This window comes from Streptomyces sp. NPDC059564 (genome assembly GCF_042735575.1).
In the GTDB taxonomy this organism is placed as follows: Bacteria; Actinomycetota; Actinomycetes; order Streptomycetales; family Streptomycetaceae; genus Streptomyces.
This window is the reverse complement of sequence record NZ_JBHWBP010000231.1, coordinates 1-12,406: the sequence shown is the minus strand read 5'-3', so window position 1 is coordinate 12,406 and position 12,406 is coordinate 1. Positions and strand designations below refer to the sequence as shown.

The following is a 12,406-nucleotide window of genomic DNA, read 5'->3' as shown; positions in this document are numbered from 1 at the left end:
CGCCCAAGGGCGCCGGATCAGATCCGGCGCCCTTGGGCGTTCCCTCGTCAGGCCGTAACGGTCGGCCCGCCGCCCACGCGCGCACGCCACCTCTGCACCTCATCCGGCGCCCCCGCCATCAGCGCGGACCGGCAGGAGACCTCCAATGGGCAGGCCGTACACAGCTTCCCGGGGGGCGCCGCGGACTGCGCTGCAGCCGCGCTTCGGCAGGCAGCCTGACTCCATGCGATCGGACAGGCCAAGGCGGCTTCCTCGTGCCCCAGGTCGCCCAAGAGCAGCAGTGCCCGGGATACGGCTGCGGGTTCGCCACCGGCCGTTCCCCGGCGTGGCTGCTGTGACAGCGCGATGATGCGCTGTACGTCGATCACGTGCCCCCCCACGATTCATCGATACCCGGATGCGCCGGGTGCGTTGTCTCAACCCCGTCCACGTGGGCCAGATGAAGGGCCCTGCTTGCCGACGGGGCGCGCGAAAGCTGCTCGGGCTCTCCTGGTCGCGCCATTCCCCTGGGCGGACCGCAGCATGGGGCGGTGCCCGCAGCCCCACCCCGCTGGTGAAGATCCGTTAGCGGGTCAAGGAGGCGGTGCGCTTGAAGATGCGCTGCTCTTCCTCGGTGATCGGCGGACCTGTTGGAGCGGCGCCGGCTTGAGGGCCGCGAAGCACCATGAAGAGGGTCTTCGGACGAAGCCAGGCGGTGGGCATCTTCGTCATCGTGATGACGTCGAGGAACGCCTGCGCCGCGGAGGCCTGCGTCGACGCCGTGGCCATGACACGGTTCGCGTACCAGCTGACCAGACCGCTGCCAGGCCGGGGATTCCGTCCGACGGCGCCCGGATACAGGATGTCCTGGCTGGAGGCGAGCTCGTAAGCGACTGCTGCGCGCCGGCCAACCGCCTTCTGCGCCAGACGGGTAAGAACCGGATCGGTCAGTCCGTGCTTGCCGATCAATGCATCCAGCGCCACCAGGCCCTGCGCGGCGACGGTCATGCCCTGCCCGTACAGCGGGTTGAAGGTAGCAACGCTGTCGCCGACCGCAAGGAACCCGCGGGGCACTCGCGCCTTCTCGAAGAGGCGGCGCCGGTTCAAGGTACTGCGGGTGACCATGACCTGATCGTCCAACGGGGTAAGGGCCTCCATGAGGTCGCCCACGACGGGATGCCGGATCGACTTTGCGAAGGCCACAAAGTCCTCGGGGTCGCCGGTGGGCTGGCCGTGGTAGGTGCCCGACAGGGTTCCCAGGATGCGGCCGCCTTCGATCGGCACGATCGTCGCCGTACGGCCCGGGACGAAGTCACTTGGGTTCGACTGCACGTTGACAATCGGAAGGTTCTCGACTGGTTCGCCGGCCCGATCGCGGGGGGCTTCGAATAGGCGGCTCGCGTAGACGAGCCCTGAGTCGACCTCCATCATTTTCACCTCGGGGATCCCAAGGTCGCCAAGCCACTGCACGGACCGGGATCCGCGGCCGCTCGTATCGATGACCAGATCCGCGTGCAAGGTGCGCGTGCCTGCCTCCGGCCCGCGGATCTGCACGCCGGTCAGCTGGCGGGCGTCGCCACTGAACCCTTCCACCACATGCCGCTCCAGCACCGTGATTCCCGGATGCTGCATCATGACGCGCCGTCGGACGACCCAGTCGAGGAGGTCCCGCGAGCAGGCGATGTTGAACTTCATCTCCGGCCAGCGGGGGATCCAACCGCGTGCGGTCATCGTGACAAGGTCCGTGGGCAGCGAGATGCGGCGTGCGCCCGCATCGACCCACTCGTTGGTGATGCCTGGAAGGATGGCCTCGAACGCCGCGACCCCGCCGGACCACAGGACGTGGACATGGCGGGCCTGAGGCAGGCATTTACGGGGACCAGGTCCGGCAGGCAGCACGTCTCGTTCGATGACCGTGACTTCCGAGCCGTGTTTCGCCAGGACTGCTGCGGCGAGTATCCCGGCCATGCCCGCGCCGATAACAACTGATTGATGCGGGGAACCGGGGGAGTGCGCGTTCACGAAAGGCTTTCTTGTCGGGTGTCGGCCATGCCGACCGTGCGAAGTGCGAGGGTGTCGCGGAGCTGTGCGGCAACGTCGAGCAGCAGATCCGTGTGGGTGGCTTCCGCAGCCAGATACTCGTCCCTTGCGGTCCGAGCTGTCGCAGTGGGAGCCGGTACCTCACCACCGGCAGCGCATCTGTCGGCTGCGGCGGAGAGCATCGCGGCAATGCCCCGAGCTGCCGCCTGACGCTCCGGCAAGCCTGCTTCCTGCCCCTGGTCATAGGCCACGCGGCGCGCCTGGTCGTCGAAGAAGGGGTGCAGCCGCAGGATGCGGTCCTGGGTGGCGGACACCCGGAAGGTGAGGCGCTCTGCCGGACTCGACCACAGGGGTGCCTTCAGCACTCCCGGTGCGCCGCTGCCGGTCGGACGGACCAGCTGCCATAGGGGCCTCATACGGAAGTGGTCCGCAGCTGCTCGGACCTGCTCTTCCACCTTGGGGCCCAGGAGCGGGATCAGGAATCCGATCGTGACGATGACGCCGCCCGCGGCCACGATGGGCGGGGCCGCAGACGTGCTGAGCCGATCCAGGTCTTCGTTGGCCCACCGTGCGGCGACCGCAGTGAGTTTGGCTACCCCGTAAGCAAGGTTGAGAATGAATCCCGCGACCAAGACCCAAAGGCCTACCCGTGTCCACGATCGGACCTGGGAAACCCCTCGCCAGCACATGATGGTGATTGCTGTGGAAGCGACCATGTGCGCAAGGAGGTAGGTGACGATCACCCCGTAGATCCACGGAGTGTTTGCGTAATACGTGTCGAAGTCAACGAGGCGCTCGTCCGGCGCATCACCAACGGCAAAGCACACGATGACGAGGGAGATGGCTGTGATGTAGACGACTCGCCATCGCCTTATTCGGCGGCGGGTTCTCTCGTCGTCACCACCGAGCCAGTTCTCGATCAGTACCAGGCAGGCAAGATTGTAGCCACACAGAATTACGTATACCAAAGGTGCCGAGAAATTGACGACTCCGGTAACTCGATTCATGAAGGAGATCGTCGGCGGGGCTCCGAAAGCGAACCCCGCAGCCCCCAGGAGAATGAGGAGGTTCGCGGACCGCACCATGCTGAGTCGCCAATTGCGGATCAGACCGGGGGTTCTCAGTAGGAAGGCAGTTACGAGAGCTGCTGCAGGGATGTAGTAGTCAGTATCGTGCACTGCTATCCGCCCAGGCTCTGCTCGATGCGGCCAGCCAGCCCGTAGGAAGGGGTGCTGGACGTGTGGATAGCTCTCCGCACAGCCGTCGCGATGGCCAGTCCGGCCCGCTCCGCGGTGCTCTCTTCCTCGGTTGCGTCCACATCAGTCCGTGCGGCCATCTCCACCAGGTTTACGGCTTCCTGAATGTCGAAATCCTCGCTGAGCGCACGGGCGGCCGCAATCACCTGCTCCCCGCCGTGGTCATGTGCGAAGCATCCAGTACCGCGACCCGAGATCATGTGCCAGATTTCGTGTCCCAGGATGACGAGCTGGTGAAACCAGCTCGTGTTCTCCTCGATGACGATGAGGTCTTCGTCGGGGAGCTTAAACCAAAGGCCGCTTACTGTTTGCGGGGGGAAGGTTCGAAACATTAGCCGAACCTTCCGGTTCCGCTCCTCCGCCAGCTGGGTGCAGATGGCCTGGAGAAGTTCGCGCGGATTGTCGGGCGTTGGTCGCGGCAGATTCTTAGCGAGCTGTTTGCTCAGCCGGGAGATCTGGCGTTCGTCGTTCACGGGTGTCCCCCGCCTTGTCTTTCTTGGTGCAACCCACAGCACCTGGTTGTGCAGTTCGTGCAGTGGATATGGGGGCGGTTCTCGCCCTTTCCCGGGTCAGGGGCGGTTTTCCTGCCTGCGCTGCTCGGCCGCTTCCTCAAGGACGGACTCGAAGAGTCCGAGTAGCTCCATGGTCTTCGGTGCGCCGCGGGCAGCCATGTCGAGAAGTCCGTAGCGTTCGCGTAGGTCCTGGAGTCGGCTTGCCTCCTCCAGTTGGTGAAGCTTCTCGTCTTGGCGCTCGACAGTCAGCTCCAGCAGCCTCTTGTGGATCTGCTGGAGGACGCGGTCGAGTGCTTCGGCCGGCGGATCGGTGAAGAAGTCGATCCTCACGTCAAACAGTCGGGCGACGCCGTCTACGTACTCAAGGTCACGGATGCCTCGGGCCGACTGCATTGCCTTCACCAGGCCCTGGCGGCTCATCCCTGCCGCGTCGGCAATCTGATTTGAGGTGTAGTGCCGGGTCGTGCCGTCCGCCGCCTGATGCAGCCGGGTCTGCTGAGCGATGTGAATGCGCTCTGTGACCTGCGCTCCCAAAGCCTCCAAGGGCACCGGCTGCCCGGTGCACAACGCCTCGACCTTCGCTTCCGGCAGCCCGGACGCGTAGGAGAGTGCGCAGATCCCGAGGTACTCGTCGCGATCAAGGCCGGCGCGGAGGATTAGTGCTTCGCAGCTACGTAGCGTCGCAGCGGGGTCAGGGGGGTGTGTCCCACTCACGTGGTCTCCCATCTGGAATCGATTGGCTGAAATCTGTTGCCGATCGGACCCTAGGGGCTTCCACCTGCGCAAAGCAACTCTGGTTCCCCTCGATGCATCTCCGGTTGACAGGGTTGCGGATGGAGGGCAAGATCATGACAGCGCCAGGACTGCTACGCATGGGCATGCTGAATACTTAGATGTGACGCTCGTTCGCCGTAGGAGTGCGCGCCTACGGGTAGCTAGCGGGAGGCGGTGGAGCGCCCGGGCCGGCGGTTCCTCAAGCAAGACCCGCGCGCCAGTCGATCCGGATGCGGCTGTGGGGATCATGACCGCGCCCGCCGCCAGAGGGCAGTACGTGGACCTTCGTCACCGCCAGCCGGATCAGACCCCGCTTCGACGCGCGGGGCGCTGACTTCCACCACTTCACGATGTCGTGCGCATCGGAGATCGGAACGTCGGTGAGCTGCTCGAGGTACCGGACGCGGGCCCGGCTCGCCTTCAGGTCGTCGTTCGTTGCCTTCTCCGCGGCCTTGTACGCCTCGGGAACCATCGACTTCCGCATGGACTTCAGGACCGCGAAACGGTCCTCGGCGCCCTCGATGTGCGCGTGCAGTCGCATCAACTCATCGCGGGCATCCTGCTGCAGCCCCAGCAGCTTCTCGTGGACGCCTGGACGCAGGAGGTCCGCAAGGACCTCCTCGGCGACCGCAGGCTCCAAACGGTCCGCGTTCATACGGACCTTGCCGCACGACTTCCTCGTCCTCGTCGGAGGCAGGCACCGGTAGCCGGGACCGGCTTCGGCGTTGACCCGAGCACCCGATAGGTCGTGCCCGCAATCGTCACAGTCCGCGATGCCCTGGGTCAGCAGGTACTCGTACGAGTCGCGGGGAGGCGCCGCCGCCGTGGATCGGTCGGCGAAGTTCCCCATCAGGTTGCGGTACTCGTCCGGCGTGAGGACGGTCTCCCCGAACCCCTCGATCGGCTCGCCGTCCGCATCCAGGCCGGCCATCTTCGGGTGGGACAGGGTGCGGGTGAGGGTCTCGCCGCGCCACAGTCCGCCCAGCGCGGTGCGGTGCCCCTGGTCGTTCAGCCAGTTCGCGATCGCGTTGCGCGACTCCTGCGGGTCGGTGGCGAAGAACCGGGATGCCGCTCGCCGGAGGAACGCCGCCTCGCCAGGGTTGAGGCCCCCGCCGTTCGCGTAACCGGACAGCCGTGCCATATCCCCATGTCTCCGCTCGATCATGCGCAGATCGCGTCTTAATGAGGCGTCGCTCTCGCCTCTAATAGGCCAATGTACGTGTTAGGTGGCTGTCGACTGGCTTACTGATCGGGCATCAGGAGGGTGGGTGGCGCGTTTGCGCAGATGAGAGACCTGACGGTTGTGTTGATGTGAGGCAGCTCACAACGTTTCGGGAGAGTGAACACCCCAAGATCAAGCCAGGTCAAGGCGCTAGAAACACCAGGAGCCCGCCCCCTCGCCGGGGGCGGGCTCCTGTGAAATAGGTCAACACGTCGCTCAGCTCACACACACGCCCAGCGCATCCCAGAGCGAGGCTGTCGCAACCCGTGACGTCGACCCCAGCCGGATGACCCGAGCCGGAAAACGGTCCGCCTTGATCAGTTCATAGGCCTTGTCCTTGCCGATACCCAGCGCCCGCGCAGCCGTCGCCACGCTCACCGCCGGAGGCAGCTCCAACAACTCACCCATCGTCATCGCACCGCCCTGCGCACCCCGCGCCGAACGTCCCGCAACGACAGAAACAGATGAGGACATATGTGGTCACATCCCTCTTCCCCGCGCCACCTGACCAGAAGCCTACGTTGCCCAAGGAGGCGTCCCGCTCGCTACAGAAAGATGAGGACACGTAAGGACAACCGAGATCATCCGGGGGGCGCCCATGTTCAGCGGCAGCATTTACAAGCGGTGCAAGTGCACCGAAGTCAAACTCGATGACTTGGGTGAGCCTGTCCTGGACTTGAAGGGAAACCCCAAGACCCGCGAGCTGGGGACGAGCTGCCCCGACCTGAAGAAGCGCGACCACGGGAGCTGGTACTACTACGTCAACCTCCCCGACGGCCCCCGCGGCGAACGCCGTCGCCCCAGGAAGGGAGGCTTCCTCACCCGAGCAGCAGCCCAGCACGCAGCTCAGCAGCTCTGGGCAGAGGCAAACGGCGGCATCAACGTTGAATCCCGCGAGACCGTGGAACAGTTCCTGCGGCGCTGGCTGAACAACCGTGTGGACCTCAAGCGCAGAACTCGGAGCGACTACGGTGACTTCGTGGAGCGCGTCTATATCCCTGCGCTCGGGCACCTGGCCATGCGTGAACTGCGAACCCGCCACATACAAGCGATGTTCGAAGACATCTGGTCATACAACCGAGTCAAGGAAGCGAACCGAAGGCAAGCGGACCAAGCCCGCAGGGAATGCGAAGCGGCCCATCAGGTATGGAAGCAGGCCCCTCTTCCTCGACCGCCAGAGCTCCGTCAACGCTGGACTGACGCCAAGGAGGCCCTCAAGAAGGCCCGCTCCAAGCCCCGCCATGACACTGGCCCTGGAACGCAGAAGCGGCTGCGCAATGCACTCTCAGCCGCCCTCAAGACCGCTGTCACGGAGAAGCTCATTGCGCAGAACTGGGCCGACCAGGTCGTCCTTCCGCGATACGAGAAGCCCCTCGCCGTTGTGTGGACCGAGGAGCGGGTTGCTCGCTGGCGAGAGACCGGGCAGAAGCCCAGTCCCGTGATGGTCTGGACCCCCGAACTCACCGGACAGTTCCTGGATGCCGCCGCAAGCCATCGCTTGTACGCAATGTGGCACTTGCAGGTGTTCCGCGGCCCCCGCCGAGGGGAAGCCGCGGGACTCACGTGGGCAGAGGTCGACATGGTCAGAGGAACCGCCAACATCGTGGAGCAGCTTGTTGTCGACACGACACACCAGATGTACGGCGAGACGCCCAAGAGTCGCAGTGGTCGACGCACCATAGCCCTCGACTCCGCAACGCACGCCCTTCTCGTGACCTGGCGGGACGTTCAGAAGGCGAAGCGAGCCGACTGGGAAGCGAAGCACCAGCGCAACCCCGAGAAGTACGGCCCGTACGTCGACAGCGGCTACGTGTTCACCCAGGACAATGGCACCCCCTGGCATCCCGACAACGTGTCCAAGCTCTTCGACCGCCTCCTGCGGCGGCTCGACATGCCACCCATCCGCCTGCACGACCTGCGCCACTGCGCGGCATCCCTGAGCCTCGCAGCCGGCCTGTCCATGAAGGCGATCCAGGCTCTCCTGGGCCATGCATCGTTCACGCTTACCGCAGACACGTACACCAGCCTGATGCCCCAGTTCGAGAAGGAGGCCGCCGATGCTCCGGTCGCCCTCGTACCGCGCGCGCACCAGCAGCTGGCCACCGAGGTAGAAGCCCCGCGCGGTGACATCAGGCCGGAGATGAGGCTCATCTCGGGAAGAGGTGGCGAGGGGGAGGGGAAGACGGCCGCCTAGTACGGTGTCCCCCCGTTGTCCCCCGCAGCGACGAAATGGCCTCCCGGAAGTCCTTCAGGGAGGCCATTTCTGCATGTCTTAGCTGGTCAGGGCTGGGGCGTCTCTTCTCGAGACAACTCATTGGCCGCTGTTCTTCCGAAGCGGCGCATGCCCCTTCTCCTCTCCTCGTGACGAGGAGGAAGGTAAGAACGAGGTACCCGACAACACGTCGCACCCAGGAGCCAACTACCAGGTCATACCCGAGTAGGGGGTGGAGGAGCCCCAGCCCCAGGGTGCAGCGGTCTCACCAACTGCGCCGGTACGGCCGATAGCCGTGCGCCTCGTGTCGGCAACCCCCTGACGCCCTAGCACCGAACTCCTCACCGCCACCATCTGGCACCGCAGATGAAGGTCAGGAAGCGGAAGGGGAAGCGGCAGTGGAGAGCTGGATGGACAGCGGTCTCGACTTCACCGCGAGGGCGGAGGGCCGATCGATCCTGCGAATCTCAATCGCAGCGTCCGCAGCCTTCTTGATCGGGCAGGGCTCCGTCCTATCTGCTTCCACGACCTCGGCACTGCATCGACACCCTGCTCTTGGAGCAAGGCATCGAACTCGTCGTGATTCAAAGAGATTCTCGGACACGCCCACATTGGCGTCACAGCCACCGTGTACGCCCACGTCCGGCTCCGCCTCCAGCGCAACGCCGTCGACCTCCTCAGCCACGCTCTCCAGGTCTCCAATGAGGCCGCCGGCCCGTACGACGACCGCGACGAGCCACCATTCCGTGCAGCTCCTATCCGCTGACGTTGCCGTCAACTACTGCCGTCAACTACTGCCGTCAACGCCCCGACACATATGAGAGGCCCCACCGGAACCAAACCCGGTGAGGCCTCTCATATTTCGCTGCTATTGCTCAGTCCGGCGTCACATTCCAAACGCCGAATACCTCAACAAAATCTGGAGTCCGAATGATCAGATTCGGCGATCCTGGCCGGGAAGACAGGAGCTCATCGACGATGCCGCGCGCCTTGGCCGAGCCGAGTCCGCCAGATACCGGCCAGACATGGCAGCCTTGATCGTTCTCCCCGAACTCTTCACGCAGGATTGAGCTATCCGGGTCCGGAATCACCCAGAGGGCGAAGAGGCGGTCGTCGAGAGTCGTAGTTTCCAGCCGCTCCGCGAACAGCTTGAAGTACCAGCAGGAGTTTCCACCCCTGCGCCTGGCGATCCCTTCGATTGGCCCATCGCGCCAATCAAAGATAACTAAAACCTGCAGGTGGTCAACCTGCTTCTCTACCGAGCTCTCGCTCACCTTATCTCCTCCCAAACACGGTATTGAAACCTCTTTGAACCGTCGAGTCTACCGGTTTCGGAATTATCAGCGTGTGATGCATAGGGAGATTTCGGGTGGGGGTGAAGATCAGCGAGAACCCTGCCGCCTCTATTTGTTCCTTGGTTGCTATAGATGCGCCTTCAACTGGACCGTCAACCGCTCGCACCGACAGTCCGTGCCCGAATGACTTCTGGTTGTCTTCCGCCTTTTGTGCTTGGGTGGAGAGTCGCCCAGTGCTTTCCTTGCTGGTTCCGAGCCTCGCAAAGCTCTGATCAGAACTACAGGTGCATGGCTGGCCAAACTCCGGGCCGCCGGGACCGCAGTTGTGAACGAGGACCGGAGTGGCGCCTGCGAGCACATAGTACGTGTGCGTGCTGAGGTGCTGTCATCTGCGTTTTCGCAGGTCAGCGGAATTCGGCCAGTCCGTGGGCGTGCGTGGAAGTGCCCTGTTGTGCGCCCCTGTTGCCGTCGGCGTTGCCGTCAGACAGTCACGCGCGTGAGGTCGGCGGAGTGGGCGTTTGGCCGGTGTCCTGTTCGGGTTGGGGTCGGGCATGGTCAGGGGGCCGTACGCTGGCTGGCAACTCGGGCAGGCTTTGAGCCTGACCGCAATGTGAACAAGTGGCCCCCTGGCCTTGCCCGACGCGGGCCCCGGCTCGAACAGGTGGGTAAAGCCCACGGAGCCGACCGGCCCCACCCGCGAGCTGCGCACCGGTCAACGCCCCGCCGCTGCGCGTCGTCGGCCTGGCGCTCGTGGTGCGGGTGCGTCCGGCTTCTTCGCGCTTCCGGTCATCCGCTGCGCTGTTTCTGCGCGGCCTGGTCGCTGGCCGGCCCGCGGTGGCGGAGCCGAGAGCGGGCCGGGTGGGGCGGCCGTGCCGCGCGCGACCCGCGTCAGCGGGTCGCCTTGAAGACGTATAGAAAGTTTGGACGCAACCCTCTTCGGCGGTACGCCACAGCCATCGGTGGAGGATCGCGTTGGGGATGCGCCCTCGGGCGTCGGCTTGGTTGGCGTGGCTTCGGGTAGTGCTGCCGTAGCTGCGTCTACTCGGCTCGGGTCACCTTGGCGTGGTCGGTCACGATGCGCCTGAAGAGGTCGTGGCCGGTGCGTCCGGTGTGGCGAAGGGCCCAGTCTTGTGTGGCCTCTTGCTCGTCGTGCGGGCCGGATTCGGTGTCGCAGCCTGCGGTGACGCAGAACGCTTCGTAGGTGATGCCGCCCTCGGGGACGTGCCGGATGGTGTGGGGTACGTGCCGGTACACGGCGCGGGGGATCACTGGTGGCCCTCGGGGTGGCGTCGCATGTAGACGTTGCAGTCGGTCACGGTCGTCATGTCGCCGACGATGTGTGCGCGGTCTCGTACGTTGGCCAGTTCGGTGCAGCCTGCACAGCCCTCGATGGGGGCCGGGTCCGGCTCCAGTCGCAGTGGTAGTTCAACAGGCGCAGTCGAGTACCTGGTCGGCTCACTCATGGTGCGTCGCCACCCTTCGAACGTCACATGGCTGACCTGTTGACAGGTCGGTGCTCTAGTTCAGTATTCGAGTGGCCGAAGCACTCCCGCTACGGTTCGCGGTGCACTAGTGTGCCCTCACTGACAGCCCGTCAACTCCATGGAGGGGCACGCCTTATGCCCAGTCCCAAGACGTTCACGAAGATCGCTGATCACTTCCGGGAGCGCATCCTGTCGGGCGAGCTCGCGCCGGGTGCCAAGCTGCCGACGAACCGGGAGATCGCTGGACAGTGGCAGGCCGCAGCCGCCACCGTGTCCCGGGCTCTGCAAGCCCTCCAGGTCGAGAACTTCATCCGCACCACCCCCAGGGGTACGTTCGTCGCCGATGACCCGAGGTGGACCCTGTCGGCGCGTGACCGGCTGGCCAGGGTCCAGCGGGTGAAGTCGTTCCTGGCGGAGGGAGAGACGAGCCGAGTGACGGCTGCTGAGCTGATCGCCCCGCCGCTCTACGTGGCGGAGATCTTCGATCTGGAGACCGGTGACCAGGTGGTCCGGCGCGAGTGGCTGGCCGGCCGTGGCAAGACTCGGACCGTGTTCGCGGTGACTTGGTATCCGGCGCCGTTCGCCGCATTGGTCCCCGATCTGCTGAACACCGCACCGGGTCGCAATCACGGGCTGTCCGCGCGGGTACTCGAAGCCACCGGGCGCACGATCACGCACGCCCGTGACGACATGCACGCCCGCCCCGCCGACGCGCGCGAGGCCAGCGCCCTGGGGCTACCTGTTGGCTCACCGATCCTGGCCGGTGCCCACCGGTGGTCGGACTCGGAAGGGATCATCGAGTACGGGGAATGGTGTCTGCCGCCCCGGTTCACCATCGGGTACGAGTACCAGCCCTGACCGACGAACTCGAAGCGTCCCCGGGAGCACCTGGCCTCCGGGGACACTCACTGTTTGTGCGCCGATCTCAGCCGGTGTCGCCGCGCTCCAGGCGCTCGACGCGCTCTTGCAGCTCCTCGATCTGCTCCAGAGCACGTTCAAGCTTGTAGGCCAGGTCCGCGAACCCGGCCGACGCGGGAAACTCCCGGTCCGGAACACCTGGCGCCTCGGGCGCGTGGCCTGCCGGTTCCACTCTCACCGGCAGTTCGGTGCCGAACTCGCCGCCGATGATGACGTACTCGAAGTCCTGGCGTGACCCGTTCCTCTTTGCGTACTTCTTGATCCTGCCCTCAAGCGCAAGGAAGGTCAGCGCCTGGTCCGCGGCCTCGGCGTCGCCGCCGAGCATGTCGACCACCCCGTCCACGGTCACTGCGGCCCCCTTGGTCAGCGAACCGTCTCTGATCTTGCCGACCAACCGGCCGTGGATGACCTGTGTGGCGAAGCCGTGGTCGTCCCAGTCCCGTACGTAGACCTCGTCGCCAGGCACCTCGCCGGGGTAGCGGAGGAAGAAGTTGCCGGCCAGCAGGGCGATGGCATTGGTGACCACGTTGAGTGGCACCGAGTAGTGCTCCGCCAGGACCTCGCGGGCTCCTCGGCCACGCTCACATCGGCGTCACCGCCACCGTCTACGCCCATGTCCGGCTCCGCCTCCAGCACGATGCCATCGACCTCCTCGGCCGCGCCCTCGACCACCCCTGACACACGGCACGGCAACGGCGGCGAACACCCCTGGTG

The 12,406-nt window shown here is 65.2% G+C and carries 12 protein-coding genes; 2 read left to right on the top strand and 10 right to left on the bottom strand.

Annotated features, from left to right (window positions below; genetic code table 11):
- Nucleotides 1–564: 564 nt before the first annotated feature.
- The 6 genes from ACFV0Q_RS29115 to ACFV0Q_RS29090 all read right to left on the bottom strand — a co-directional run bounded on the left by ACFV0Q_RS29115 (nt 565) and on the right by ACFV0Q_RS29090 (nt 6,197).
- A complete protein-coding gene (locus ACFV0Q_RS29115; protein WP_385009342.1) occupies nt 565–2,001 on the bottom strand; it encodes an NAD(P)/FAD-dependent oxidoreductase in 1,437 nt (478 codons plus the stop codon).
- Nucleotides 1,998–3,197, bottom strand: coding sequence for an MAB_1171c family putative transporter (locus tag ACFV0Q_RS29110; protein ID WP_385009341.1), 1,200 nt, complete (start codon nt 3,195–3,197; stop codon nt 1,998–2,000). Before ACFV0Q_RS29110 ends, ACFV0Q_RS29115 begins: the two co-directional genes overlap by 4 nt.
- Nucleotides 3,198–3,199: 2 nt before the next feature.
- Entirely contained in the window at nt 3,200–3,748 is a 549-nt protein-coding gene (locus tag ACFV0Q_RS29105; RefSeq protein ID WP_385009340.1) for a toxin-antitoxin system, toxin component, read from the bottom strand.
- A 96-nt stretch (nt 3,749–3,844) separates the two neighbouring features.
- Nucleotides 3,845–4,501, bottom strand: coding sequence for a hypothetical protein (locus tag ACFV0Q_RS29100; protein ID WP_385009339.1), 657 nt, complete (start codon nt 4,499–4,501; stop codon nt 3,845–3,847).
- Between the two features lie 259 nt (nt 4,502–4,760).
- Complete coding sequence (locus tag ACFV0Q_RS29095; RefSeq protein ID WP_385009338.1) at nt 4,761–5,702, bottom strand: recombinase family protein; 942 nt, start codon at nt 5,700–5,702, stop codon at nt 4,761–4,763.
- A gap of 297 nt (nt 5,703–5,999) precedes the next feature.
- Nucleotides 6,000–6,197 (bottom strand): DNA-binding protein, encoded by a 198-nt coding sequence (locus tag ACFV0Q_RS29090; RefSeq protein WP_385009337.1) that lies wholly within the window; start codon nt 6,195–6,197, stop codon nt 6,000–6,002.
- A 184-nt stretch (nt 6,198–6,381) separates the two neighbouring features.
- Between ACFV0Q_RS29090 and ACFV0Q_RS29085 the strand changes: the two genes are divergently transcribed.
- On the top strand, nt 6,382–7,977 hold the full coding sequence (locus ACFV0Q_RS29085) for a tyrosine-type recombinase/integrase (protein ID WP_385009336.1): 1,596 nt from the start codon (nt 6,382–6,384) through the stop codon (nt 7,975–7,977).
- A gap of 893 nt (nt 7,978–8,870) precedes the next feature.
- Here ACFV0Q_RS29085 and ACFV0Q_RS29080 read toward each other — a convergent pair.
- From ACFV0Q_RS29080 to ACFV0Q_RS29070, 3 genes are all read right to left on the bottom strand, one after another.
- Entirely contained in the window at nt 8,871–9,269 is a 399-nt protein-coding gene (locus tag ACFV0Q_RS29080) for a hypothetical protein (RefSeq protein WP_385009335.1), read from the bottom strand.
- Between the two features lie 1,059 nt (nt 9,270–10,328).
- Nucleotides 10,329–10,544 carry a hypothetical protein gene (locus tag ACFV0Q_RS29075; RefSeq protein WP_385009334.1) on the bottom strand — a complete coding sequence of 72 codons (216 nt, stop codon included), beginning with the start codon at nt 10,542–10,544 and terminating at the stop codon, nt 10,329–10,331.
- Nucleotides 10,545–10,555: 11 nt separating this feature from the next.
- Nucleotides 10,556–10,753, bottom strand: a complete 198-nt coding sequence (locus tag ACFV0Q_RS29070) for a hypothetical protein (protein WP_385009333.1) — start codon at nt 10,751–10,753, stop codon at nt 10,556–10,558.
- Between the two features lie 156 nt (nt 10,754–10,909).
- Between ACFV0Q_RS29070 and ACFV0Q_RS29065 the strand changes: the two genes are divergently transcribed.
- Nucleotides 10,910–11,632, top strand: coding sequence for a GntR family transcriptional regulator (locus ACFV0Q_RS29065; RefSeq protein ID WP_385009332.1), 723 nt, complete (start codon nt 10,910–10,912; stop codon nt 11,630–11,632).
- Nucleotides 11,633–11,699: 67 nt separating this feature from the next.
- On the opposite strand, the gene ACFV0Q_RS29060 is transcribed toward ACFV0Q_RS29065, so the two are convergent.
- Nucleotides 11,700–12,218 carry a hypothetical protein gene (locus ACFV0Q_RS29060; protein WP_385009331.1) on the bottom strand — a complete coding sequence of 173 codons (519 nt, stop codon included), beginning with the start codon at nt 12,216–12,218 and terminating at the stop codon, nt 11,700–11,702.
- Between the last annotated feature and the right edge of the window lie 188 nt (nt 12,219–12,406).